The sequence below is a fragment of the Pseudomonas sp. UYIF39 genome (assembly GCF_029963765.1).
In the GTDB taxonomy this organism is placed as follows: domain Bacteria; phylum Pseudomonadota; class Gammaproteobacteria; order Pseudomonadales; family Pseudomonadaceae; genus Aquipseudomonas.
In genome coordinates, this window is the sequence record NZ_JALBYU010000017.1 from 71,350 (window position 1) to 97,140 (window position 25,791).

The 25,791-nt window shown below is 59.4% G+C and carries 16 protein-coding genes; 12 read left to right on the plus strand and 4 right to left on the minus strand.

The genetic code is table 11. From position 1 onward, the window contains the following. The first annotated feature begins 8 nt into the window (after nucleotides 1–8). Nucleotides 9–1,244, plus strand: coding sequence for a tetratricopeptide repeat protein (locus MO767_RS21240; RefSeq protein ID WP_282482099.1), 1,236 nt, complete (start codon nucleotides 9–11; stop codon nucleotides 1,242–1,244). Nucleotides 1,245–1,374: 130 nt separating this feature from the next. On the opposite strand, the gene MO767_RS21245 is transcribed toward MO767_RS21240, so the two are convergent. Further along, nucleotides 1,375–2,310, minus strand: coding sequence for a KpsF/GutQ family sugar-phosphate isomerase (locus MO767_RS21245; protein WP_282482100.1), 936 nt, complete (start codon nucleotides 2,308–2,310; stop codon nucleotides 1,375–1,377). A 389-nt stretch (nucleotides 2,311–2,699) separates the two neighbouring features. Here MO767_RS21245 and MO767_RS21250 point away from each other — a divergent pair, with 389 nt between their 5' ends. From MO767_RS21250 to MO767_RS21275, 6 genes are read left to right on the plus strand one after another with little or no spacing between them, the layout of a single operon-like run. After that, nucleotides 2,700–4,733, plus strand: coding sequence for a capsular polysaccharide biosynthesis protein (locus MO767_RS21250; RefSeq protein WP_282482101.1), 2,034 nt, complete (start codon nucleotides 2,700–2,702; stop codon nucleotides 4,731–4,733). After that, a complete protein-coding gene (locus tag MO767_RS21255) occupies nucleotides 4,670–5,992 on the plus strand; it encodes a capsular biosynthesis protein (RefSeq protein ID WP_282482102.1) in 1,323 nt (440 codons plus the stop codon). Before MO767_RS21250 ends, MO767_RS21255 begins: the two co-directional genes overlap by 64 nt. Next, nucleotides 5,989–6,765: an SDR family NAD(P)-dependent oxidoreductase gene (locus MO767_RS21260; protein ID WP_282482103.1), complete on the plus strand. Its 777-nt coding sequence runs from the start codon at nucleotides 5,989–5,991 to the stop codon at nucleotides 6,763–6,765. Before MO767_RS21255 ends, MO767_RS21260 begins: the two co-directional genes overlap by 4 nt. A gap of 4 nt (nucleotides 6,766–6,769) precedes the next feature. Then, nucleotides 6,770–8,320, plus strand: a complete 1,551-nt coding sequence (locus MO767_RS21265) for an LTA synthase family protein (RefSeq protein WP_282482104.1) — start codon at nucleotides 6,770–6,772, stop codon at nucleotides 8,318–8,320. Beyond that, nucleotides 8,313–8,924, plus strand: coding sequence for a GNAT family N-acetyltransferase (locus tag MO767_RS21270; protein WP_282482105.1), 612 nt, complete (start codon nucleotides 8,313–8,315; stop codon nucleotides 8,922–8,924). The genes MO767_RS21265 and MO767_RS21270 overlap by 8 nt, the downstream gene beginning before the upstream one ends. Continuing rightward, complete coding sequence (locus MO767_RS21275; RefSeq protein WP_282482106.1) at nucleotides 8,921–10,420, plus strand: capsule biosynthesis protein; 1,500 nt, start codon at nucleotides 8,921–8,923, stop codon at nucleotides 10,418–10,420. Before MO767_RS21270 ends, MO767_RS21275 begins: the two co-directional genes overlap by 4 nt. On the opposite strand, the gene MO767_RS21280 is transcribed toward MO767_RS21275, so the two are convergent. Together MO767_RS21280 and MO767_RS21285 are read right to left on the minus strand one after the other, a co-directional pair. Then, on the minus strand, nucleotides 10,415–11,764 hold the full coding sequence (locus tag MO767_RS21280; RefSeq protein ID WP_282482107.1) for an aminotransferase class I/II-fold pyridoxal phosphate-dependent enzyme: 1,350 nt from the start codon (nucleotides 11,762–11,764) through the stop codon (nucleotides 10,415–10,417). The two genes, MO767_RS21275 and MO767_RS21280, sit on opposite strands and share 6 nt — an antisense overlap. 8 nt (nucleotides 11,765–11,772) lie before the next feature. Next, nucleotides 11,773–19,350: a type I polyketide synthase gene (locus tag MO767_RS21285; protein ID WP_282482108.1), complete on the minus strand. Its 7,578-nt coding sequence runs from the start codon at nucleotides 19,348–19,350 to the stop codon at nucleotides 11,773–11,775. A gap of 329 nt (nucleotides 19,351–19,679) precedes the next feature. On the opposite strand from MO767_RS21285, the gene MO767_RS21290 reads away from it, so the two are divergent. After that, nucleotides 19,680–21,245, plus strand: a complete 1,566-nt coding sequence (locus MO767_RS21290; protein WP_282482109.1) for a PAS domain-containing methyl-accepting chemotaxis protein — start codon at nucleotides 19,680–19,682, stop codon at nucleotides 21,243–21,245. A 133-nt stretch (nucleotides 21,246–21,378) separates the two neighbouring features. Here the strand turns inward: MO767_RS21290 and MO767_RS21295 are convergent, their stop codons facing one another. After that, nucleotides 21,379–22,056: an alpha/beta family hydrolase gene (locus MO767_RS21295; protein ID WP_282482110.1), complete on the minus strand. Its 678-nt coding sequence runs from the start codon at nucleotides 22,054–22,056 to the stop codon at nucleotides 21,379–21,381. 109 nt (nucleotides 22,057–22,165) lie between these two features. On the opposite strand from MO767_RS21295, the gene ccoN reads away from it, so the two are divergent. From ccoN to ccoP, 4 genes are read left to right on the plus strand one after another with little or no spacing between them, the layout of a single operon-like run. Continuing rightward, nucleotides 22,166–23,590: a cytochrome-c oxidase, cbb3-type subunit I gene (ccoN, locus tag MO767_RS21300; RefSeq protein WP_140679721.1), complete on the plus strand. Its 1,425-nt coding sequence runs from the start codon at nucleotides 22,166–22,168 to the stop codon at nucleotides 23,588–23,590. 10 nt (nucleotides 23,591–23,600) lie between these two features. After that, nucleotides 23,601–24,209: a cytochrome-c oxidase, cbb3-type subunit II gene (ccoO, locus tag MO767_RS21305; protein WP_282482111.1), complete on the plus strand. Its 609-nt coding sequence runs from the start codon at nucleotides 23,601–23,603 to the stop codon at nucleotides 24,207–24,209. Between the two features lie 3 nt (nucleotides 24,210–24,212). Next, nucleotides 24,213–24,419, plus strand: coding sequence for a CcoQ/FixQ family Cbb3-type cytochrome c oxidase assembly chaperone (locus tag MO767_RS21310; RefSeq protein WP_282482112.1), 207 nt, complete (start codon nucleotides 24,213–24,215; stop codon nucleotides 24,417–24,419). Next, entirely contained in the window at nucleotides 24,416–25,369 is a 954-nt protein-coding gene (ccoP, locus tag MO767_RS21315) for a cytochrome-c oxidase, cbb3-type subunit III (RefSeq protein WP_282482113.1), read from the plus strand. Before MO767_RS21310 ends, ccoP begins: the two co-directional genes overlap by 4 nt. Nucleotides 25,370–25,791: the final 422 nt, after the last annotated feature.

Sequence of the window (25,791 nt, forward strand, 5' to 3'; positions counted from 1 at the left end):
GTTAAAATATGAACAAGAATATTGTAAAAGAGAATAGTCACTTTCAATTTATAGAGTGCGACGCTGCAGATACCGTGACTGTCGTTTTTGCAGCACGAAACGACCGTCCTCCAAAATTTACTTTTTGGAAAGCTGCCAACGCAATGAATTCACATGTGATACTTCTCAATAGTGACGTCCCTGAGTGGTACAGGGCAGGAATACCAGGGATTTCGGGGGGTATAAGAGGAGCTGTCAAAGCAATAACCGACTTCAAAAACACCGTTAAAGCTAGCCGCTTAGTGATGACTGGAAGTAGCATGGGCGGTTATGGTGCGTTATTGTATGGTTCCATGGCAAAAGCCGACCACGTTCTAGCATTCGGCGTTGAACCTTTGCTAGGTATTCCAGGCGGTAAAACCGATATAACACGCAACCATCTTCAGTACATGTACCCAGATCTAACCAGTCTTTCTCTACCTCCCAGCACAGTTTACTACGGAGGCATGGATATTAATGATATTCTCGGCGCCTGGTTGCTTCGCAAACGTAGAAATTCAGAAATTGTTTGCATTCCGGAAGCGCAACACGACACCCCGGACTTTCTAGCCAGACATGGCCTACTGAACTCCGTCTTTGCCGACATCATTACTGGAAAGAAAATCAGCACCTACGAGTACGGCCAAGGTGATGCAGCAAACGATGAAATCGTTGATTTTCTTTGGAAATTAAACAACCAGTTGGTAGAAAAAGACTGGACTGCTATCCGAAAAAAAATCAGTCACTCAGAACATCTAACTAGTAATTCCCCGCTGCTGGAATACCTCTACGGCATCGCTCACTTTAGAAATCATGATTTCAATAATGCTTACAAAGCACTAAACACCCTTACGATGAGAATCCCGGGATACTGGGAGGCTTGGATGAACCTAGGTGCTGTAAACTTAAAGCTTGGGAACATTGATGAAGCGATAAAGTCGTGTAGCAACGCTATAAAACTCAGACCTCATCGATCGATTGCGCACATTCAGCTATCGCATATTTACTCTAAAGCCGGGAGTAACGACCTCGCATTTGAACATGCACAATGGGCCTGCAAACTCAATTATTCTCGACCAGAATATTTTGATGCCTTGGCAAAAACTGCAGCACTAGCGAACAAATCAGTTCCTGATAAAGAAAATTATGCAGTGCAATACAATGAAAATGTGAAAGCAGCTCAGAGTAAATTCTCCGATTACAACTTTTATACCAAAAAGGCATAAGATTACATTAAGGGACTATTTCAAAAAACAAATTACATCAAAAAAATTCCAGCTAATAACCGAAACTAGTCGGTTATTAGCTGGATGCAAACAAGCGATGCGTATACAAGCTCTGCCACGATGCAGATTTTTAATCAAAAATCTCCACAACCCCCACAACCTCATCACTCCCCTCTGCCGTCACCAGCAACGCCCGGATCTTGTGATCCAGCATATAAGCCTCAGCCTCACTCAACTGCGCATTCGCTTTCACGGTATGCGGACTGGCGGTCATGAAGCTGGCGACGCGCTCATTCACTACACCCGGATTACCCAGCAACGCACGACGCAAGTCGCCGTCGGTAACGATGCCGACCAGTTTGTCGTTGTCCATCACCAGTGCCAAGCCCAGACGGCTGGAGGTCATGACCAACAGGCAGTCGTGGAATGAGGTTTCGCGGGTAACCTTGGGGAGGTTGGTGTGCATCACGTCGCTGACGCGGGTCAGCAGTTTGCGGCCGAGGCTACCGCCGGGGTGGTAGCGGGCGAAGTCCATCGGCTTGAAGTCGAGGGCGCTAATCAGAGCAACGGCGAGTGCATCGCCCATGGCCATGGTGGCCAGGGTCGAAGTGGTGGGTGCCAGGTTGTTCGGGCACACTTCGCGCTCGACGGAGATGTCGAGCCAGATGTCGGCGTGTTTGGCCAATGTGGATTGGCCGTTGCCGGTCATGGCGATGATCTTGTTGCCGAAGGATTTCAGGCTCGGAATCAGCTTGATGACTTCTTCGGTTTCGCCGCTGTAGGAAATCAAAATCAGTACATCAATTGGCTTGAGCATGCCGAGGTCGCCGTGGAAGGCTTCGGCCGGATGCAGGAACAGACTTGGGGTGCCGGTAGAGGCGAAGGTGGCGACCATTTTCTGGCCGATCAAACCGGACTTGCCCATGCCGCATACCGCTGCACGGCCTTTGCAACCAAGGATCAGTTCTACGGCGCGCTGAAACTCACCATCCAGGCGCTCTGCGAGTTGACCGATGGCTTGCGCCTGGGCGCAGAGTGCTTCTTTGGCAATTGGAAGGTGATTCATGGGGACGCTATCGTTCCGTGATTTTGAAGACGCGTATGGTAACGGCTCAAGGCCAGCGAGGGAATGTTGATCTCCTTCCGTTATGAGTTGTCGGCCGGTCGTTATAAAACATAATTCGCCATCGCGAAAAACCTAACCGACACCCAATAGTCAAGCGTTAAAAACAAAGCGAATCGCCCGTTCATCGGACTGCGAGGCCGCGCACCTTTATATGTTAAAAATTCATCAAACAGGTGAAAAAATCGCAAAAACTCTTTGTACTTTTATGTATAGCAACGGGCCATTTGTATTATCATTCGCGCCAAATTTGATTGAGCATTTTCTTAAGGCGTGCATTAATTTCGTGCCTGACACAAGAGTGCGCTCGTTATGGAAATCCGCTGTTTTTTATGGACAATGTCGCCCCTCCACGCCGCTCTTTACTGATTCTGTCCAAAGGCGCGCAACAGATCTCTACCCTCCCCACCTTGCTACCCGAATTTCGGCTGCTATTTGGGACGATGCGCGACATTTCCCAGGCCGATGATGTTCTCGCGTGGGGGCGTAAACCCAGCGCATTGCGTGCGCAGGCCGCTGCTAAAGATGCTGGTTTACCACTCCTCACTGTGGAAGACGGTTTTCTGCGTTCCGTGGGGCTGGGGGCCGAAGACCCGCCGCTATCGCTGATTGTCGATCCACTGGGTATCTATTACGACGCCACCGCGCCTTCTCGTCTGGAACAACTGATCCCCGTCCCGCTGATACAAGCGCAGATCCTGCGTGCCCGTGCCTTGCAAGCAAGCTGGCGCGAGGAGCGCGTGTCCAAGTACAACGGCGCCCGGATCGAAGCCTGCGAGCTGCCGCAGCCGTGTGTGCTGGTCGCCGATCAGACCCGCGGTGATGCGTCGCTGCAAGGTGCCACCGCCGCTGATTTCGAGCGCATGCTCGAGGCCGCGCTGACCGAGCATCCGCACAGCACAGTGGTGGTCAAGGTTCATCCGGACGTGGTGGCCGGGCGCAAGCAAGGTCACTTCGACCTGGCGGCGTTGCGCAAACACCCACGGGTTCATCTGATCAGCGAAAACGTTCATCCGTCCGAGCTGATGCCGAACGTTAAGGCTGTCTACGTGATGACCTCACAACTGGGCTTCGATGCACTGTTGTGGGACGTGCCCGTGCACACCTTTGGCACGCCGTTCTATGCCGGCTGGGGTTTGACCATCGATGCCCTGCCCGCCCCTGCGCGGCGCCAACCGGTGAGTCTTGAGCAATTGCTGCATGCCGCGTTGGTGGAGTACCCGCGTTACGTCGACCCGGAGACGGGCGCGCCGTGCGAACCAGAGACCGTGCTGGCGTGGCTGGGACTGCAGCGAAGAATGCGCAGTCGCTTGCCGCATGATTTGCAAATGGTCGGTTTCAGCAAATGGAAACAGCCTTTGGTACTGGACTTTTTCAATGGTTCAGAAACCCGATTTGCACGTCCCTCCAGTCGCTCGAAAACTCCGATAGCGGTGGTGACCTGGGGCTGCCAGCACGACTCGATGCTGGCGCAACAGAAAAACACCAAACACCTCGGCCGCGTCGAAGACGGCTTCCTGCGCTCCGTCGGCCTGGGCGCGAAGAAAACCCGGCCATTGTCGTGGGTGTTCGACGACCTGGGCATTTACTACGATGCCACCCGTCCTTCGCGCCTGGAACACCTCTTGCAGAACGAACCGTGCAACCCGGATTTGCTGCAACGGGCGGCCGCGCTACGCGAAGCGATCTGTGCCGCCGGCGTCACCAAATACAACTTGCCCGGCACTACGTGGAAACGCCCTGCCGGTGTCGAGAAAGTAATTCTGGTTCCGGGCCAGGTCGAGTCCGACGCCTCGATTCGCTACGGCGCGCACCGGATCCGGCGCAATCTTGATTTGCTCAAGGCGGTGCGCGAGCGTCACCCGATGGCGTGGTTGCTGTACAAGCCGCACCCCGAAGTACTGGCCGGCACACGCGAGGCCGGCGAAGACGAAGATCGTACCAGCGAGTGGTGCAATCAGGTGGTAGGCGATGTGCCTTTCCACGAACTGTTGTCCGAGGTCGATGAGGTGCATGTGTTGACCTCGCAATCGGGTTTCGAAGCCTTGTTGCGCGGCGTGCCTGTGACCACCTACGGCCAACCGTTTTACGCCGGCTGGGGGCTGACCCGGGATCAGGATATGAACCCCGACGTACAGGCGCGCCGCACCCGACGCCTGAGCCTGGACGAATTGGTGGCCGCGACCCTGATCCGCTACCCGACCTATGTCAGCCGCATTACCCGAAAATTCACCACCCCCGAACGCACGTTAGTCGAGATTCAAAACTGGGATGAAGTGCCTACACAAGGAAGAGCTCCAACATGGCGAGAGATGATCCAGCGTTTGGTCCTTACGGCTTTGAAACCACGCCCCAGAAACTCGTGATGCCTGTCCAGCATTCCCGCCGTCCGGTATCGGTAAAACCGCGCAACTCGTTCCTGTTTCTGCAGGGTGTCAGTTCGCCGTTTTTCGCACGCCTGGTACAGGCACTGCGCGCCGAGGGACAGTTGGTCAAGTCGGTCAACTTCAACATGGGCGACACCCTGTACGGCGGCGGCGCACGGGTCTTCTATTCGGCGCGCCCCGAGCAGTTGATGGACTTCTATAGCCAATGCTTTAAGGCGGACCATATTACCGACGTGGTGCTGTTCGGCGACTGTCGTCCGGTGCATCAGCCGGCAGTGGAACTGGCCAGGTCGCTGGGCATTCGCGTTCACGTATTCGAAGAAGGCTACTTCCGCCCCTACTGGATCACCCTTGAGCGCAATGGCGTGAACAACCACTCGTTGCTGCCCCGTGATCCGGAGTGGTATCGGGAAGTGGGCAAGTACATCCCGCGCTATCACAACGGCGATTCGTTCCGCCTGTCCTTTGCCTCCCGGGCCTTCCACGATGTGATGTACCACTTCGGTGGTGCACTGAACAAAGTGGTTTTCCCTCACTACAAAACCCACGCGCCATTCAACGCGGCGGTGGAGTATGCCGGCTACATTCGCCAAGGCCTTCGTCTGGTCGCCGCCAAGGGTCGTGATTCCGAAGTGATCAGTGAAGTGGCGCGCAATCGTCATCGCACCTTCCTGTTGCCATTGCAACTGGACAGCGATGCGCAGATCCGCGATCACTCGCCGTTCAAGCACATGAAGGATGTGTTGAAGCACGCAATGGGTTCGTTCGCCCGCCATGCCGGCAGTGACACGCGCCTGGTGGTCAAGAATCATCCCCTGACCCCAGGCATCATCAACTACCACCGGATCACCCGGCGTATTGCCCACAAGCTCGGCATCGCCGATCGTGTGGACTTCCTCGAAAGCGGTCACATGCCGACGCTGCTGTCCCACGTCGCAGGCGTGGTCACGGTCAACAGCACCGTGGGCGGTTCGTCGCTGATGCACAACGTGCCGACCATCGCCCTCAGCGACCCGATCTACAACCTCAAGGGGCTCACCCACCAAGGCAGCCTCGACGATTTCTGGCACACGCCGGAACCACCAGACACCACGCTGTTCCAGCGCTTTCGCAGCACAGTGATTCACACCACCCAGGTCAACGGCGGCTTCTATACGCGCTGTGGTATCGACATGGCCGTGAACAACTCGCTGGAAGTGCTAATGGCCAAAACCTCAAAGATTGAACGGTACCTATGACGCTGCACAAAAACCCACGCTGCATCCTTATCACCGGGGCCACGGGTGGCATCGGCGGCGCGCTGGCACCGGCGTATGCGGCGCCGGGTGTGACTCTGATTCTGCAGGGCCGACGCACCGAGCGCCTGGAAGAAATGGCCGAGCAGTGCCGCGCCGCCGGCGCCCGGGTCATCCTGCACGCGCTCGATGTCCAGGACCTGGTAGCGGTGCGCGAATGGATGACCCGGATCAGCCAAACCGAGCAGCCTGACTTGATCATTGTTGGTGCCGGGCTCAATACCGCTACGGGTCCGAACTCGGAAGATGAAGTCTGGGAGCTGTCCCAGGCCGTGATCGAAGTGAACGTCATGGCGGCCATCGCCACCGTGCAGGCGGCATTGCCGGCGATGCGCGCTCGTAAACACGGCCAGATCGCCCTGTTCAGTTCCCTCGCCGGTTGGCGCGGGCTGCCCGCCACACCCAGCTACAGCGCCAGCAAAGCGGCGATGAAGGCTTACGGTGAAGCCATGCGCGACCTGGTCGCCGCTGACGGCGTGCGGATCAATGTGATCATGCCGGGTTATGTCGAATCGAAAATGTGCTTTGAAATGCCTGGACCGAAACCGCTGCTGTGGAACCCGGACAAAGCCGCACAGCGGATCCGTCGCGGCCTGGCAGCCAACCAGGCTCGAATCAGTTTCCCCTTCCCCTTGAACCTCGGATGCTGGGCCCTGGGCGTGATTCCCCCGCGGATGTCATCTGTCATTTTGCGATGGTTGGACTACGGTGCCTGATTTCTTGAACAGTCCTTTTACCTGGGTCATCGCTGGTGGGTTTGTCCTGACCTGTCTTCTCGAAGCGTTGCTGATTCCCCGCCCGACGCTGCGTCGCCCAATGCGCAGTTGGTTGCTGCATGCCGGTGTGTGGCTGTTCGCGGTGGCAGCGCTGTACACGATCACCGGGCGCCCTTATTTCAGCGCCGTGAATGCTCTCGCCCTGTGGCTGCTGATCGTGATGGTGAGCAACGCAAAATATCACTCGCTGCGTGAACCGTTCGTGTGCGCGGACTTTGAATACTTTAGCGACGCGGTGCGTTTTCCGCGCCTGTACCTGCCCTTCTTCGGCATCGGCAAAACCATCGTGCTGGCCTTGGCGTTTGTCGCCTATCTTGCGTGCGGACTGTATTTCGAGCCGGCCACTGCGCAGGCGTTGCCCGTTGGCCTCGCTACGTTGGCGAGCGCCGTGCTGTTGCTAATTCTCGGCGGCATCAAGCCACTGCAACCGACTTACGATGCCAGCCTGGATTTGACCCGCTGGGGTCTGGCAGCCAGTTTGTGGACCTATTTTCGCGCTGCACGACGCAAGGTCGCTATCGACCAATTGCACTCGCCGTTCGCCCTCGATCCGTATCAGGCGCCCGCCACGATGGGCACCGTGCTGCCGGATCTGGTGTCCGTGCAAAGCGAGTCGTTTTTCGATATTCGCCGGTTGTGGCCGGGCATCCGCGAGCAGGTGTTGAGTCACTACGACGTGTTGCGCGGCGAAGCGCTTGCACACGGTCGGCTGCAAGTCGCAGCCTGGGGCGCCAATACCGTGCGCACCGAGTTCGCCTTTCTTACTGGCATTGCGGGAGACAAGCTCGGCGTGCACCGTTTCAACCCGTATCGCCATCTGGCGCGCCAAGGGTTGCCGAGCATTGCCGCCGAAATGAAACGCAAGGGCTACCGCACCGTGTGCATTCACCCGTACGACGGTAGTTTTTACGGTCGCGACCAGGTGCTGCCGGCGCTGGGTTTTGATGAGTTCATCGACCAGCGCAGCTTCAACGATTCGCAAAAAGCCGGGCCGTTCATTGGCGATTGTGCGGTGGCAGACAAGATCACTGAATTGCTCAACGACAGTACCCGCACTCAGCCGTTGTACATCCACGCCGTGACCATGGAAAACCACGGCCCGCTGCAACTGGAAACCGTCGATGCCGCTGAGTTGCCGACCTGGTTCGACCGCCCGCTGCTGGATGACCTGCGCGATCTGGCGCCGTACCTGCGGCACGTTAGCAACGCCGACCGGATGCTCGGCCAATTGCGCAAGTGTCTGATGTCGCGGCCGACCCCGACCGGGCTGTGTTTTTTTGGCGACCATGTGCCGATTCTGCCCCAGGTGTATGCCGCACTCGGTGCGCCCGATGGCGATACCGACTACTTCATCTGGTCCAACAAAGTGCCCGGCAGCCGCGCGGCCACGTCACTGGCGGTCGAACACCTGGCCAGGACATTCGTCGACCAGCTAAGTCGCACCAAGGCTGTCAGCAAACCGCAGAGCCACGCCCAGACCGCCCTCCATGACTGAGATTGCCCAAGAGCCGCTACGAATCGTCCTCGGCTCCTGTTTGCCGGAGCGCAATGAGGCGATTGCGCGGCTGATCGCCTCGGGGCGTAGTTCGCTGGCCTTTATCCTCGGTGATGAAGCCTGCCGCTATCGGCTGCTGGTCCGGGCGATCAATTGGGACCGAATTCTGATTGCCTATCGCGGCCCCACCGCGCTCGGTTATGTCGCGTTCAAGCACCATCGACGTGGACCGTTCTCACCAGGTTTCAGCCCTTTCCGGGATGAGTTCGGCCGTCTGCGCGGCGGTGTGCGCTATCTGCTGTTTATCATTGCTGAATACCGCGAGTGGTATTACGGGTTCTACCTGTATGGCTTGCACGTGATCAAACCGGCACGCCATCAAGGTGTAGCCACCGCGCTGCTGACAGAGACATTCAGGCAAGCCCGCCAAGCGGGCTACGACAGGGTTGAACTTGAGGTTCAGGTGAAAAATCAGAGCGCCCAACAGCTCTACATCCAGCAAGGTTTCGTCCGGGTGCACACTACACCCATGAATTGGCTCGGCCGGTTGCTGCCCTTCCCTGCGGTGGTGAACATGCGCCGTTCATTGAAGCCACAACCATGAAGCGCGACAAACTGAATCACTCGCTGGTCGAAGGGCCGGGCTGGATCGGTATCATGTCCCAGTGGGTCATGTGGCGGGTGTTTCACCTGACCGAATTTCTCGACCCGGAAGGTAAGCCGTCATGGCTGTGGCGGCGCAGCACGAAAAAGCCCAAGGGTCTCAAGGCGATTTCCGGGATTGGCTACAAGCGCTCCTCGGACCACGCCCGGGTGCTGTGCAAACGCTGGGACATTCCCTACATCGCATTAGAGGACGGTTTTCTGCGCTCCTCCTCCCTCGGCGTCGAGGGCGATACGCCGATGTCGATGGTGGTCGATCCGATTGGCATTCACTACCTGGCGGATCGTCCTTCACTGCTGGAAAACATCCTCCAGCAACCGCAGCAGCTGACGGCCGACGAACTGGCCAGCGCCAACGAGCTGATGACGCTGATGCGCAGCAGTTGCATCGGCAAATACAACAACGCACCGGACCTGAGCGCTGATGACCCATTGGGTCGAGACACGCCGCTGGTGCTGGTGGTGGATCAAACCTACGGCGACTTTTCGATTCCGGGCGGCGGTTTGTGCGAGGCGGATTTCATTCGCATGCTGGATGCAGCGCTGACGGAAAATCCCGGTGCCGACGTTCGCGTACGGATTCATCCGGACTGCATGAGCGGGCACAAGAAAAGCTGCTTGCTCGACGCGGCGAAGGAGCGCGGCGTAACGCTGGAAAGTCGCCCGGTATCTTGGGCTTCCCTGGCACGGCGGGCCGCGCGCGTCTACATCGCCACCAGTCAGGCCGGGCTTGAAGCCCTGATTCAGGGCGTGCCGGTAACGTGCTTCGGGCTGCCGTTTTATGCGGGCTGGGGTTTGACCGATGACCGTCTGGCCATCCCGCGCCGGCAGGCACGACCGACTCTCGAACAACTGGTCGCCGCCGCCTACATTCGCTATTGCCGCTACGTTGATCCATTGACCGATCAGCGCTGCGATGTCATGACCGTGGCCCGTCAATTGGCCCGGCAAAAACAACAGGATGCGCAATTTGCCGGCTCACTGACGGTGCTCGGCGTGCCTCGACGCCAACAACCGGCTATTCGCAGCTTTCTCAACAGCCGCTGGGGCCGGGTGAAGTTCACCCGTGACAACACCGAGCTGATGACACAGGTGGTTCGCGAGGAAGGCAAACTGCTGGTGTGGGTTGCCGGTGAAGCGGTTGATTTGCACCAGCGCGCCGAGGCGCACGGTGTACCGCTGTGGCGCATAAGTCCGGACGTTTTGCAGGCACCGGGACGCCGCGCTCCCGCCTGCCTGGTGGTGGATCGCACACCGCACCATTCAGTAGTCGGGCAGCGGAAAATATTGCTCGACGCAGATGTGCAGCGACTGGTGCAAGTTCGCGGCATGCCCTGCAGCCCGGAACACAGTGCGTGTCCCGAGACTGGCCTGCTCGACAGCTGCGCGCGTTATCAACAGATCCGACGCTACCTCAAGGGCATGCTCGGCCTATAGCTTTTGCAGTTCCTGCGCCACGGCACTGACGGTTTCGGCGATTTGCTCCGGCGTGTGCAGACACGACACGAAGAAGCGGACACGGGCCGCTTTCTCCGCCACGGCCGGGTGCAGGATCGGCTGGGCGTTGATGCCTCGACGCGACAAGGCCCAGGACAATTGCGTGGCTTTGAGCGAGCTGCCGGTAATCACCGGGATCACCGCCAGCCCCGTACTGGTGCCGGTGTCCAGGCCCGCCTCTTTGGCCAACTGTAAAAATTGTTGGCCTCGGGCCTGAAGCGTCGCCACCCGCTCACGGTCTTCGCGCAGGCAACGCAAGGCGGCCAGCGCCGCGGCGGCCACCGGTGCAGGCATGCCGACGCTGTACAAAAAACCCGGAGCAAGAAACTTCAGGTGCTCGACCAGCGCCGCTTCGCCGGCAATGTAGCCGCCACAACTGGCCAGGCTTTTACTTAAGGTGCCCATCCAGATATCCACGTCACCGCCAACCAGGCCGAAGTGTTCGCGGATGCCTTTGCCCGTCGGCCCCATGACACCCAGCGAGTGCGCCTCATCGACCATCAAAAACACTTTGTATTTTTTCTTCAGCTCGACAAAACGCGGCAGGTCCGGGTAATCGCCGTCCATGCTGTAGATGCCTTCCAGCACCACCAGCACCCGTTCGAAATGCTGACGCTGATCGCTCAGCACACGGTCGAGGGCTTCCCAGTCGTTGTGGGCAAAACTCAGGCGTCGCGCGCCGGACAATTGCACACCTTGCAGCACGCTGTTGTGGATCAGTTCGTCATGAAGAATTAAATCCCGCGGGCCGAACAGGTAACCGATAGTCGTCACGTTGGTCGCATGACCGCTGACAAACGTAATGGCGTCCTCCACCTCGTACAGATCGGCGAGCTCGCGCTCCAGCTCACGGTGGATCGGTCGATCGCCTGAGACTGGACGGCTGGCGGACACCGACGTCCCGTAGTGATCGATGGCCGCTTTCGCCGCCTCCGTCACCGCCGGGTGCCCGGAGTAACCCAGGTAGTTGTAGCTGGCGTAATTCACATAACGGGCGCCCTGGATCACCGTTTCCGCGCCCGCCAGGCCTTCATGCAATTTGAAAAACGGATTGGTCAGCCCGAAACGCGCTGCGCCGTCGAGCATGAGCCGCAGCTGCCGATAGCCTGGGTGCTGATCGAAACGATAAAACTGTTCCGGCACGCTATGCACCGCACTGTTCATGCCCTCCAGCGAAGGCCCTGGCGCGACATCAGTCGTCTGGCGCAGACGCCGTTCCAGCGCTTGCTGGATCAGCTTGTCTTTCATCGAGGCGGCAAGCCCGGCGGATGATTTATTGGTCATAGTCCGAATCAGTTAATCAAACGAGTGAGTTTGGAATCCTGGCCATTGAGGCCATCGCTCAATTGCGCAATGTCCTCCTGCGTCAGCTCCGCGCCGTGACGTGATAGCGCATCGGCCGTCCGCGATTGCAGCGTATCGACGTTGTCCTGCAACTCGGCGTGCTCTTGGTTGCCACGCAGCAGTTCGAGAATCCGCCCGGTCAATTTGGCGATGCTGGAGGTTTCGCTCAGTTCCATCACCGGCAGGCGAATCCCGAAACGCTCCTCGACCGCGACTACCAACTCGACACTCATCAGCGAGTCCAGTCCCAACTCCTGCAGCGGACGGTTGATGTCGAGCTTGTTGGCCGGCAAGCGCAGGATTTCGCTGATTTCCTGTTTGAGCATTTCACCGAACAGCTCCGTCAGCTCCTGTTCATTCAGCTCGACCAGCAAACGCTGAATGTCGTCGACGTCGCTTTCTTCGCCCTGTTCGCCGCCATTGAGACGGGCCAGTTCGCTGAACTTCGGCGAGTTCGCCGCCGGCAGGAAACGCGACAGCGCTTTCCAGTCGAGCTCCAGCACGCCGAGCCCGGAACGCTGTTGCATGAGCAGTCGTTCGAGGGTCTCCAGCGCGACTTGCGAGAGCAATGCCGAGCCGCCCATGCGACTTTGCAGGGCGTCTTTAATATCCTCGTTACGCGCGAGGAAACCCGCATCGTCAATGGCGCCCCATAGCACGCTGGTCGCAGGCAGACCGAGAGCCAGGCGATGGCGGGCCAAGGCTTCGAGCCAATGGTTCGCCGCTACATAGTTGGCTTGACCCGGGTTGCCGAACAACGTGGTTGCCGAGGAAAACAGCACGAAGAAGTCCAGCGCCAGATGTGCGGTCATTTCATGCAGGTATTGCGCGCCCTTGGCTTTGGGCTCAAGTACCCGTTGCACTTGTTGTAGGGTCAGGTTGCGAATCAGCCCGTCGTCGAACACCGTGGCCGCGTGCACGACACCGCGCAGCGGGTGGGCACTGGCTTCAATGCCCACCATGACCGACTTCAATTGCGCGGCGTCGGTGATGTCGCACGCCAGCGCTTGAACCTCGATACCCTGCTCGCGCCAGACCGCCAGCATTGGCTGCGCTTCTTCGGTAGCGGCGCCACGGCGACCCAGCAACACCAGATGACGAGCGCCTTTTTCCACCAGCCATTGCGCCGTGCGCAGGCCAAATCCGCTGAGACCGCCGGTGACCAGATAAGCGCCATCGGCTGACAGTTGCAACGTTGGTGGCTGAGCCACCGGTGCGCTGAAGACCTGCTGAATCGGCGTGCGATAGGTGACGACAATTTTGCCGATCTGCCGCGCCTGCTGCATGTAGCGGAACGCCTCGACGACTTCATTGGCATCGAAGGCGCGGTACGGCAGTGGCGTCAGGAAGCCGTCCTGGAACAACCCCATCATTTCGCTGAACAACCGGCGGGTCAGCTGTGGACGCTCGCTCATCAGTTGATCGGCATCGATGCCGAAGTAGCTGATGTTGTTGCGGAACGGCCGCAGGCCAATCTTGGTGTTCTGATAGAAATCGCGCTTGCCGAGCTCAAGGAAACGCCCGAATGGTTTAAGCACGCGCAGGTTGCGGTTGATTGCCTCGCCCGCCAGCGAGTTGAGCACCACGTCCACACCGCGACCATCGGTGATCGCCAGGATGTCGTCGGCATACGCCAGCGAACGGGAGTCAAACACGTGCTGGACACCGAGCAGGCGCAGGAAATCGCGCTTCTCGTCGCTGCCGGCCGTGGCGTAAATTTCGGCGCCGCACCATTTGGCGATCTGGATGGCGGCGATGCCCACACCACCGGCCGCGCCGTGGATCAGGATCTTCTCGCCAGGCTCCAGCCGAGCCAGGTAATGCACCGCGTAATAGACGGTGAAGAACGTACTCGGAATGGTTGCCGCCGCTTCGAACGACATGCCTTCGGGAATGCGCGCGACGGCGTTGGCATTGGTCACCAAACGGTTGGCGAAGCTCGATGGACCGAACCCGACGACGCGGTCGCCCGGCTGGAAATCACCTTCGACCAACGCGCCTTTACCGCGCACCACTCCGGCGAATTCAAAGCCCAAGGTCGGGCCCGAAAAGCCGTTTTCAATGGCCTCGTCGGAGAGCAGACCCAAGGCATACATGACGTCCCGGAAGTTCAAACCGGTGGCCTGGACTTCGATGTCCAGCTCATCACCGGCCGGCACTAGCGGCGCCTGGGTTTCCCAGCGCAGATTGCGCAGCTGCCCCGGCAAATCGAAGCCTAGTTTGACCTGGGAGGGCACATTCTTCAGCGTGTCACCCGGCACGTCATTGGGCTGGATGCGCAAACGGGCGACGTAGCGATCACCGGTGGCGCTGATCGCCAGTTCGGTTTCGCCATCGGCCTGCAACAGCGCGGGCAGCAATGCGTCGACACCGGCATCGATAGCCAGATCGAGCAAGCGCACGCGGCAACCGACCGCCTCGTTCGCCAGGGTCCGACCGAAGCCCCAAAGGGCTGCATCAGCCAGCCCTTGCACGGTGCTTTCGGTTCGAGCGCTGCGGGGCAGCAAATGAACGGCGGCGCCGGATGTCAGCAGCCAGCAATCCGGCGCAATGCCCACCGCCTCACACGCCTGAGTGATCGCGGCGGCCAGCATGCATCGGTCTGCCTGAGCATCCAAACCTTGTGGGGCGAACAGACCGGCCAGCATCACCACGTGGTGAGGCGCCGCGTCGGTCAGACGCAATTGGTCCGCCAATCCGACAGCAGAATCCGGAGCCAGCAGCACTACGTCCTGACCCTGTTCACGCAAGCTCGACGCCAGGGCGCGGGCAAATGGCGCGTCCTCACCCTGTTCGCTGGCCACCAGCAACCAGTTCTGGCGCGCCGGTTCAGCCACAACTTCAAGGGTCTTCGGTGTGTGCGCAGCCGCCACCAACAAATAGCTGCCGGAAGCCGCGTGAGGGATCAACTCCAACGGCTCGGACACGTTGAGGCCATGACGCTGCAATTCCTGCTGCCAGAAACCTGGACGCTGTTGCACCGACAACCGTTGCTGTCCGTGCCTGGCCAGCCACCAGGATGCTTGCGCGCCGAAGATAAAGTCCGCCCAACGCGCGGGGTGTTGCGCCAACAACAGCAGTTCACCGTGGGCGCAAAGGCGTGTGGCTACGTGTTGCAGGGCTTGGCTGACCGCTTCCAGCGGCGCAAGATCCGTGGTGACCAGCGCCAGATCGAAGTCGTTGCCCGGCACCTTCGACAGTTGCGAGAAATCGGCCAGGGTAATGATTTGCAGTTGGGCAAAGTCCGCCTGAAGCATCGATACCTGATCAATGCTTTCGGCGCAGTACTGATAGTCAATGCGGTCGAAGTCCAGCGTCGCAGCTAGGTCAGCGGCCAATGGCACACCGTCAAAACCCAGCTCAACAATACGCAAACGCTGGCCGTCAGGGAGCACGCTCAGGCATTCGGCGATGTGCGCGCGCACGCTGCCGAGCAAGGCGTGATAGCCGGCGATACCGAGCACTTGGCGGGTCAATTGCGCCGCAGAGGTTTCCCTTGGCAACAGTTGCTCGATGCTCACTTGCCCGCTCAATAACGCCAGCAGATGCACGCCTATACGGCCGACCGAATGGATGATCTGGAAGTGTTCGGGATAACTGCGGAACAGTTCCTGCCAAATGTCTTGCGCGCTCGCGCGCTCGCCTTGATCGGCCGCTTGCCAGTTGCCTTCAGCGGTCAGGAGCAGGCTGCCCTCTTCCACCGCCAGGGCCAACAAATGATCGAGATAACCCGATAGTGCCTGCGTCTCCGGGCCCCAGCTCGAACGTTGCTGCCGCGAGAGTTCACCGCCCAGTTGTTCGATGGCTTCCCAGAGGAAACTCCCGCACAGGTTATCGAGCAGCGGATCGATTTCATTGGCATAACGGGCCAGCGCAGGATCGTCCGCAATCGCGGCAATCTGTTGCTGCAAGGTCGCGCCCAGCAGCGAGCCCGTCAACGGCAAACGAGGGCCAGCGACTGGATAGGGTTTGGCAATCCCGACGAAGTCCACCAGTTTCAGGTCGCCGCTGCGATCTTTGTGCAGGCGCACACCGCGGAAACGCGCATCCTTGATGCAGATGACCGCACGGCCTTCGTCGTCGTACAGCGTGAAGTCCGCCAACAGCGAATGTTCTGAACGACGCACCAGCCGGACTTGTGCCAGGCGCGGCGGCCGGCTGCCCACAGCGAACGAGATCCGTCCGAGTTTGACCGGTATGAACGCCAGGCCCTTACGACTCTTGGCGTCGCTGCTTAGCAGCTGGGTGATTAACTGGAAAGCACTGTCGAGCAATGCCGGATGCAAATGCAGGCTCGTGAGTTCCGCCTCGATCAACTGCGGGACGTTGAGTCGCGCCAACACTTGATTATCGTCAATCCAACCGTCCGCTACCGCCTGATAGGCCGGGCCGTAATGGAGACCGACCGCACGGGTCAGCGCCAGATGATCCGCCGAGGTGAAGTCCGGTGCGCGGTTCGGCAAGGCCGGCGCGGTGCTGGCGAGCAAACCACCGCGGGCTTCGCCGGGAATTCTGGCGATCACATGCTGAACCCACGGTTCGGCCTGGGCCGTGCTACGCGAAACGATGGACAGCGCACCGTCGGTGCTGTCGACCACCACTCGGACCTTTTTGGAGGAATCGGCGTGCAACAACAACGGGCTGTGGATTTCCAGCTCTTCGATTTCCACGTACTCGCCCGGCTGATACTTCGATGCAGCGGCCAGCGCAACTTCGGTGAAACCAGCACCTGGGAACAACACTGCGTCGCCGACCATGTGGTCGCCCAGCGTCGGGAACAGCTGGGTGTCCAGCCGATTATCCCAGGTCAGTTCATGCCCGGGCAGCGCGTAGCCCAACAACGGATGAACCCGCTCGCGGTGAAGGTGACCGGAAGACTCAGGTGTCTCCGGGACCCAATGACGCTCGCGTTGCCAGGCGTAATTAGGCAGCTGCACGAATCGACCTGCGTGTGGAAACAGACACTCGCGTTGAATGTCCACGCCGGCGATCAAGACTTTCGCCACGGCGCGATCGATCAGTTGCGGGGTTTCCGCGCCACGCAGATCCGTCGCGATCACGACGGCTTGCCGTTCCTGACGGTTGTGCGCGTCGGCCACGTACGAACGCAGAATCGGATGTGGACCCACCTCCACGAAAACGTTATAGCCCTGCTCGGCGAGTTTTTCGGTGGCGGACTGGAACAGCACTGGCAAGCGGATGTTTTGCCACCAGTACTCGGCGTCCAGTCGTTCACCGGCCAGTTCGTCGCCCGTCACGGTCGAATACATCGGAATGCGCGATGACCCCGGCACCACATCGCTCAGCACGTCGACCAGCGCATCACGTATCACGTCCATGGCCGGCGAATGGAACGCGTAGTCGAGGCCTAGACGCCGAACGAAGATCTGTCGTTCGGTCAGCGCCTGCTCCAGAACATCCAGTGCTGCTTGCGGACCGGCGACTGTAGCGCCTTTGAAACTGTTCTCACCGGCAACCACCAGGTCGTGGTGCAGGTTAAGCGTTTGCAGCAGGCTGGCAGTGTCTTCTCCGGAGAGACCGACCGCCGACATTTGCCCGCTGCCTTTGGTCAATCCTTGCAAACGACTACGGTGATAGATAACCCGCGTGGCGTCCTTCAGCGTCAGCGCACCGCAGGCCCAGGCGGCGGCGACTTCACCCACGCTGTGCCCAGTGACCGCTATCGGCAGAACACCTTTCGCGGCCAGCATCCGCGTGATACCGACCTGCAATGCAAACAGCGCCGGTTGAGCAATCTCGGTCAGTTGATAGCGGTCTTCGCCATTGTCGCCAGCCAGTTCCGCTAGCAGCGAGTAACCCGCCAGCGGTTCGAAAATGGCGTCCACCTCAGCCACGGCACTTTGGAACACCGGGTCGGCGAGCAATGACTTGCCCATACCTTGCCACTGCGAGCCATTGCCGGAATAAACGAACACCGGGCCTTTCGGTTGCTCCAGTGCCATACCGCTTTCGAGCACCGCCGATAGACTTGGCACCCCGGGATCGGTCGCGAAATCAAGCAGAGCCTGAGCACTCTGTTGAGCATCGGTGCTAAACACCACGACACGCTGGGGGTGAATGTCGCGACGCACCAGTGACTGATAGGCAACGTCGTAAAGGCTTGCCTCGGCAGACTCGGACAAAAATTCCGCGAACTGCTCCGACTGAGCAACCAGGCCTGCATGATCCTTGGCGGACACAATCAGCGGTACCTGGTGATCGGTCGAGGCCGGCGGCTCACTGGCCTGCGGCGGGCTTTCCAGAATAACGTGCGCGTTCGCACCGCCGAAACCGAACGAATTGACCCCGACCACCAGTTTGCCGACGGGCTTGAGTGCCTGGGTTTCGGTGACGACCTGCAAGTTGAGGTCGGCGAACGGGATGTTCGGGTTGAGCCTGGTGATGCCGATGGTGGCCGGCACCTGGCGTTCAATCACGCAGAAAAGCGCCTTCATCAAACCGGCAACGCCGGACGCGGCTTCAAGGTGGCCGATGTTGCTTTTGATCGAGCCAATCAGCAGCGGTTGGTCGGCCGGACGTTGCTGCCCGAGCGCTTCGCCAATGGCGCGGCTTTCAATCGGATCGCCGACCGGTGTGCCGGTGCCGTGCGCCTCAAGGTAATCAATCTGCGTGGCGTCGATGCCGGCCGTGGCGTAAGCCTGCGTCATCAGCGCAATCTGCGCCTCGGCACTCGGTACGGTCAGACTCGACTTGCGGCCATCGGTGTTCGCCGCAGTGCCGGCTACAACGGCCAGGATCTGGTTGCCGTCTGCGACTGCTTTGTCGTAATCCTTCAGATAGAACAGGCCCGCCCCTTCGGAGCGGACATAACCGTCGGCGGACTCATCAAACACATGGCATTGGCCTGTGCGCGAGAGCATCGATGCCTTGGAAAAAATCAGGAAGCCGAACGGATGAAGGTGCAGGCTGATACCACCAGCCAGCGCCTGTTCAATATCACCGTTCTGAATCGCCTGGCATGCCTGGTGAAACGCAATCAGAGAAGACGAGCACGCCGTGTCGATGGCCATGCTCGGACCTTGCAGGTCGTAGAAATAAGAGAGCCGGTTGGCCGCAATGCTGAAGGTGTTGCCCGTGGCGGTGGCCGCTTCGATCGCCGACAAGTCATGCGCCAACCTGTAGCTGTAATCGACGCTGGCAATGCCCAGGTAAACGCCACAATCGCTCCCGCGCAGGCTCGAAGGCTTGACACCGGCGTTCTCGAACACTTCCCAGCCGAGCTCCAGCAACAGGCGTTGCTGAGGGTCCATGATCGCGGCTTCGCGCGGAGAAATATTGAAAAAACCTGCGTCGAAGGTGGAGATATCGCCAAGCGAGCCAGACGCGAATGTATAGGACGTCGCCGGGTTGGCCTTGTCCGGGTGCAGGAACTCGTCCTTGGACCAGCGTGAAAAATCTGCTTCGGTGATGAAGCTCTGCCGATCTAACAGGTGCGGCCAAAAAGTTGCAGAAGTAGAGCCTGGAAAACGGAACGACGTCCCTATGATTGCAACTTTTTTACGCATTGCTACAAGCCCTTTTCATACCCGACCTTTTTCCAAAGATTGGGCAACAATCAACTTCCATTAATTAGATGCTGGAAAACTGGCGACGCCGTATAAAAGGTCGTGTCGCTAAAAATCCTGCTTGTGCCCAGCCAACGTCCTACACAAAACAGCGGGGAATCATACGCGCCCAGTCCCCTGAGGGAAACCTGAATAGCTCAACCATTGGGTGAGCCAGCCCCATCAGCGCAATGCAGAAAATTTTGAGCCCCACGTCCGATTAATAAAAAAATTCAATAAATGCGCGCCGCAGCCGACAACTTCTGAAAGCCTTGCGGATTGAACAAGCCATGCGTAACAACCAGCCTATTACACAACGCGAACGGACCTTCCCGGCTCAGCAACGGTTGATTTCCACCACCGATGCCAAGGGCGTGATCACTTACTGCAACGACGCTTTTGTCGAGATCAGTGGGTATTCTCGCGAGGAACTGATCCGTGCGCCGCATAACCTGGTCCGTCACCCTGACGTCCCGGCCGCAGTGTTCGCGCACATGTGGGGCACACTGAAACAAGGCTTGCCATGGATGGGCATTGTCAAGAATCGCTGCAAGGCCGGTGATCACTACTGGGTTAACGCCTATGTCACACCGGTTTTCGAAGGCAATCAGGTGGTCGGTTACGAATCGGTGCGGGTCAAACCCACCGCCGAGCAGATCCGCCGTGCCGAAGCGCTTTACCAACGCATCAACCAGGGCAAGTCGGCCATTCCTTCGTCAGACAAATGGTTGCCGGTGCTGCAGGACTGGCTGCCGTTCATTCTGGTCAGCCAACTGAGTTTCATGATCGGTGCGTCGCTCAACTCCCAATGGGGTTTTGCGTTGGCCGCCGGCCTGTCGGTGCCATTGGGTCTGTTGGGGTTGAGCTGGCAACAGCGCGGCCTCAAGCGTCTGCTGCACCTGGCCGGGCAGACCACCTCCGACCCGCTGATCGCGCAGATGTACACCGACAGTCGCGGCGCTCAAGCCCGTCTGGAGATGTCGATCCTCAGCCAGGAAGCCCGCCTGAAAACCTGCCTGACCCGTCTGCAGGACACCGCCGAGCACCTGAGCGACCAAGCGAAACAGTCCGACACCCTGGCGCATAACAGCTCCAACGGCCTGGAGCGCCAACGTGTCGAAACCGAACAAGTGGCCACCGCCGTCAATCAGATGGCCGCCACCACGCAGGAAGTCGCCAGCCACGTGCAGCGCACCGCCGATGCGACTCAGGAAGCCAATCGCCTGACCGGCCGCGGCCGCGACATCGCCGGGGAAACCCGCGAAGCCATCCAGCGCCTGTCGGTGGTGGTCGGTGAAACCGGTCTGACCGTGACCCAACTGGCCAAGGACAGCGACGAAATCGGCGGCGTGGTCGATGTGATCAAAGGCATCGCCGACCAGACCAACCTGCTGGCGTTGAACGCGGCTATCGAAGCCGCTCGTGCCGGCGAGATGGGTCGTGGCTTTGCGGTAGTCGCCGACGAAGTCCGTCAACTGGCGCAACGGACCAGCGAATCCACCGGGCAGATCCATGCGCTGATCGCCAAGCTCCAGCAAACCGCCAGCACTGCGGTGCAAACCATGGAGGCTGGTCATCGCCAGGCTGAAGAAGGTGTGGCGCGGGTATTGGAAGCGGACCAGGCACTGGTGGGGATCAGCGAAGCGGTGGCCAACATCACCGACATGACCACCCAGATCGCGGCGGCGACCGAAGAGCAAAGCGCTGTCGCTGAAGAGATCAGTCGCAACATCAGCAACATCTCGCACCTGGCGGATCAGACTTCGGAACAGGCGCAACACTCGGCGTTGTTGAGTGAAGAACTGACCAAAACCGCGAATACCCAGTATTCGTTGGTGGAGCGGTTTAACCGCTGATTGCTGCTGTAAAAAACAAAAACCCGGGAGGCGATACTTCCGGGTTTTTTATTCCCAACCTGAAAATGATGGCGCTTGGAGGGGCCTCTTCGCGGCCAAGCCCGCGAAGAGGCCCTGTCTGGCACCGCAAATCTTACTGAAGAAACTCAGCAACCTTCTGCGCCGCAGCCGCCAAATGCTGTTCATGCGTAAACCCGGAAGCCTTCAACGGCTTCAAGTCATGATCTCCCGCGACCAACCAGAACATCTCGATCCCAGGCGCCAACGTGTAAACCTCAACCGCCTCGCGATTACCCAACGCATCCCGTTCGCCCTGAACAATTAACGTCCGCGTCTTTAACCCGGCCAAATGCTCAACCCGAGGTTTCTCCGGTTTCCCCACCGCATAAAACGGATACCCGAGACAAACCAACGCATCGACCTCCAGTTCATCCGCCAAAAGACTGGCCATCCGCCCGCCCATGGACTTGCCGCCAATGGCCAGACGCCCAGCGACATGGCGTCGCACCACCGCATACACCTCACGCCAGCACTCCAGCAATTTGGGGGCCGGGTTCGGTGGGCGCTTACCCCCATCAATGCGTCGTTGCGCCATGTAGGGAAACTCGAAGCGCAGAACATTGACGCCTTGAGCAGCAAGGCGCGCAGCCATGTCGTTCATCCAGCCGCTGTCCATTGGTGCGCCGGCGCCGTGGGCGAGAATCAACGTCGTCGAGGCCGGCTCTGAGGCAGCATTCCACAACCATCCATGATCCTGCACACACCGCGCCCATTGATCCCCGTCAATACTGGCCTTGTGCTCTTTGTCCATGCTTGCCTCGCTTTTAGTCTGCCTATAACTCCAGGCGAAGGAGGCGTCTGCCTTGCGGCTTACTCGCAAAGACGGGCCTTCACTTCGGCTGAACCGTGGATGGGGAACCATGAACACTTCTATCAGTACCGCCTACAACTACAAGGTGGTCCGCCAATTCGCCATTATGACGGTGGTGTGGGGCATCGTCGGCATGGGGCTCGGGGTTTTTCTCGCGGCTCAATTGGTCTGGCCTGAACTCAACTTCAATCTGCCGTGGACCAGCTTCGGGCGCCTGCGCCCGCTGCACACCAACGCAGTGATCTTCGCCTTCGGCGGTTGCGCCCTGTTCGCCAGTTCGTTCTATTCGGTGCAACGCACCTGCCAGACCCAATTGTTCGCACCGAAAATCGCCGCGTTCTGCTTCTGGGGCTGGCAAGTCGTGATTCTGCTGGCGGCCATCAGCTTGCCGCTGGGTTACACCAGTTCCAAGGAATACGCCGAGCTGGAATGGCCGATCGACATCCTGATCACCATCGTCTGGGTCGCCTACGCCATCGTGTTCTTCGGCACGCTGGCCAAGCGCAAGACCAAGCACATCTACGTCGGCAACTGGTTCTTCGGTGCGTTCATCATCACCGTGGCGATTCTGCACATCGTCAACAACCTTGAACTGCCGGTGAGTTTCACCAAGTCCTACTCGGTGTACGCCGGTGCGACCGATGCCATGGTTCAGTGGTGGTACGGCCATAACGCCGTAGGCTTTTTCCTCACCGCCGGTTTCCTCGGGATGATGTACTACTTCGTGCCGAAACAGGCCGAGCGTCCGGTGTATTCCTATCGCTTGTCGATCGTGCACTTCTGGGCGCTGATCACCCTATACATCTGGGCCGGTCCGCACCACTTGCACTACACCGCCCTGCCGGACTGGGCTCAGTCGCTGGGCATGGTGATGTCGCTGATCCTGCTGGCACCGAGCTGGGGCGGGATGATCAACGGGATGATGACGCTCTCGGGGGCCTGGCATAAGTTGCGCAGCGACCCGATCCTGCGCTTCCTTGTGGTGTCGCTGGCGTTCTACGGCATGTCGACCTTCGAAGGACCGATGATGGCCATCAAAACGGTCAACGCCCTCTCCCACTACACCGACTGGACCATCGGCCACGTGCACGCCGGCGCCCTCGGTTGGGTGGCGATGATCTCCATCGGCGCGCTGTACCACATGATCCCGAAAATCTTCGGCCGCACGCAGATGCACAGCATCGGCCTGATCAACGCGCACTTCTGGCTCGCGACCATCGGCACCGTGCTGTACATCGCTTCGATGTGGGTCAACGGCATCGCTCAGGGCCTCATGTGGCGCGCAGTCAATGACGACGGCACGCTGACCTACTCCTTCGTCGAAACCCTGGTGGCTAGCCACCCAGGCTTCGTCGTGCGCCTGGTAGGCGGTGCGATCTTCTTCAGCGGCATGTTGCTGATGGCCTACAACACCTGGCGCACCGTGCGGGCCTCACAGCCTGCCGAAGCCGCCGCTGCCGCGCAGATCGCCTGAGGAGGCCGCCATGAAACACGAAACAATCGAGAAAAACGTCGGCCTGCTGATGTTGCTGATGGTGTTGGCCGTGAGCATCGGCGGTCTGACCCAGATCGTCCCGCTGTTCTTCCGGGACGTGACCAATAAACCGGTGGAAGGCATGAAGCCCTACACCGCGCTGCAACTGGAAGGTCGCGACATCTACATCCGCGAAGGCTGTGTCGGTTGCCATTCGCAGATGATCCGGCCGTTCCGCGCCGAGACCGAACGCTACGGCCACTACTCGGTGGCCGGTGAAAGCGTCTGGGATCACCCGTTCCTGTGGGGCTCGAAACGTACCGGCCCGGACCTGGCCCGGGTCGGCGGTCGCTACTCCGAAGACTGGCACCGCGCGCACTTGTACAACCCGCGCAACGTGGTGCCGGAATCGAAGATGCCCGGCTATCCGTGGCTCGTGGCCAATCAACTCGACAGCAGCCACACCGAAGGCAAGATCAAGGCAATGCGCACCCTTGGCGTGCCGTACACCGACGAGGACATCGCCGGCTCGGTCGCTTCGCTCAAGGGCAAGACCGAAATGGACGCCCTGGTCGCTTACCTGCAAGTGCTCGGCACATCCATCAAGAGCAAGAGGTGAGCCATGGTCTTTGACATAAGCAGTGGAATGATCCGCGGCCTGGGCACGGTCGTGGTGTTCGTGGCCTTCGTCGGCCTGACGCTGTGGGTGTTCAACGGCAAGCGCAGTTCGGAATTCGCCGAAGCGCGCCTGCTGCCGTTCGCCGATGAGCCACAAGTCGATATCGCCAACACCCAAGAACCTGCAACAACAAGGAGTACCCGGCCATGACCACCTTCTGGAGTACGTGGATCTGCGTACTGACCATCGGCAGCCTGATCGGCCTGACCTGGCTGCTGATCGGCACCCGCAAGGGCGAAACCAAGGGCAGCGTCGACCAGACCATGGGCCACAGCTTCGACGGCATCGAGGAGTACGACAATCCGCTGCCGCAGTGGTGGTTCATGCTGTTCGCCGGCACGCTGGTGTTTGCCGTGGGTTACCTAATCCTTTATCCCGGCCTGGGCAACTGGAAAGGCATCCTGCCGGGCTACGAGGACGGCTGGACCGGCGTCCACGAGTGGGAAAAGGAGATGAACAAGGCCGATGCGAAGTTCGGGCCGATCTTCGCCAAATTCGCGGCGATGCCCGTGGAAGAAGTGGCCACAGACCCGCTAGCGTTGAAAATGGGCGGACGTCTGTTCGCCTCCAACTGCGCGGTCTGCCACGGCTCGGATGCCAAGGGCGCCTTTGGTTTCCCGAACCTGGCGGACACCAGCTGGCGCTGGGGCGGCAACGCCGACACCATCAAAACCACGATCATGGGTGGTCGCATGGCGACGATGCCGGCCTGGGGTGAAATCCTTGGTGATGCCGGCGTGAAGAATGTCGCGGCGTATGTGCGCCATGACCTGGCCGGCCTGCCGTTGCCCGCCGACAACGGTGCCGACCTGCATGCCGGACAGCAACTGTTCAGCACCACCTGCGTAGCCTGTCATGGGGCAAACGGCCAGGGCACTGAAGCCATGGGCGCGCCGAATCTGACGCAACCGGCCGGCTTTATTTACGGTACAAGCCTGGCGCAACTGCAACAGACCATTCGTCATGGTCGCCAGGGGCATATGCCGGCGCAGAACGAACTGCTCGGCAACGACAAGGTGCAATTGCTGGCCGCTTACGTTTACAGCTTGTCTCACGGGCTGAATACCGAGCGTTTGCAGGCTGAAGGCAAACACGAATAAATCTCGACCGCTCTGCTGCTGCATTCTCCCGGATGCGGCAGTTCCCTGCTTCTTTGCGACCAAGTGTCGCACCCCTCCGTTAGTCCTCCTTTCGGTTCCCCAGTTTCGGGTCTAAGCTTCCTCCGATGCGGACTGGCATGAGCCGGTTCCAGGTCGACCCAACCCGATGTGTTCGACGAATCTGCTCGATGACAAGCCGCAAAGGCTGGTAGATACCGGCTGTCGTGCCAATTGCCATCTGTCACCCGATCGTTGTGTTTGAACACACCCCGTTACATCCGACCTGACCCCCTCACCATTTTCGTCTGCTGCGACATTTTGCCCTTGGGCAATTTTGTCCTTACGCGGCGCATGGAAAGGCCGCAGAATCAGCTTTTGAAAGCATTGACCCAGGTCATGGCGCGTTGCAATGACCCCCCGCT

What these genes read in the sequence shown, in the direction of transcription:
- MO767_RS21240 (WP_282482099.1), top strand. Translation starts at nt 9, where the DNA reads ATGAACAAGAATATTGTAAAAGAGAATAGTCACTTTCAATTTATAGAG.
- MO767_RS21245 (WP_282482100.1), bottom strand. Translation starts at nt 2,310, where the DNA reads ATGAATCACCTTCCAATTGCCAAAGAAGCACTCTGCGCCCAGGCGCAA.
- MO767_RS21250 (WP_282482101.1), top strand. Translation starts at nt 2,700, where the DNA reads ATGGACAATGTCGCCCCTCCACGCCGCTCTTTACTGATTCTGTCCAAA.
- MO767_RS21255 (WP_282482102.1), top strand. Translation starts at nt 4,670, where the DNA reads ATGGCGAGAGATGATCCAGCGTTTGGTCCTTACGGCTTTGAAACCACG.
- MO767_RS21260 (WP_282482103.1), top strand. Translation starts at nt 5,989, where the DNA reads ATGACGCTGCACAAAAACCCACGCTGCATCCTTATCACCGGGGCCACG.
- MO767_RS21270 (WP_282482105.1), top strand. Translation starts at nt 8,313, where the DNA reads ATGACTGAGATTGCCCAAGAGCCGCTACGAATCGTCCTCGGCTCCTGT.
- MO767_RS21275 (WP_282482106.1), top strand. Translation starts at nt 8,921, where the DNA reads ATGAAGCGCGACAAACTGAATCACTCGCTGGTCGAAGGGCCGGGCTGG.
- MO767_RS21280 (WP_282482107.1), bottom strand. Translation starts at nt 11,764, where the DNA reads ATGACCAATAAATCATCCGCCGGGCTTGCCGCCTCGATGAAAGACAAG.
- MO767_RS21285 (WP_282482108.1), bottom strand. Translation starts at nt 19,350, where the DNA reads ATGCGTAAAAAAGTTGCAATCATAGGGACGTCGTTCCGTTTTCCAGGC.
- MO767_RS21290 (WP_282482109.1), top strand. Translation starts at nt 19,680, where the DNA reads ATGCGTAACAACCAGCCTATTACACAACGCGAACGGACCTTCCCGGCT.
- MO767_RS21295 (WP_282482110.1), bottom strand. Translation starts at nt 22,056, where the DNA reads ATGGACAAAGAGCACAAGGCCAGTATTGACGGGGATCAATGGGCGCGG.
- ccoN (WP_140679721.1), top strand. Translation starts at nt 22,166, where the DNA reads ATGAACACTTCTATCAGTACCGCCTACAACTACAAGGTGGTCCGCCAA.
- ccoO (WP_282482111.1), top strand. Translation starts at nt 23,601, where the DNA reads ATGAAACACGAAACAATCGAGAAAAACGTCGGCCTGCTGATGTTGCTG.
- MO767_RS21310 (WP_282482112.1), top strand. Translation starts at nt 24,213, where the DNA reads ATGGTCTTTGACATAAGCAGTGGAATGATCCGCGGCCTGGGCACGGTC.
- ccoP (WP_282482113.1), top strand. Translation starts at nt 24,416, where the DNA reads ATGACCACCTTCTGGAGTACGTGGATCTGCGTACTGACCATCGGCAGC.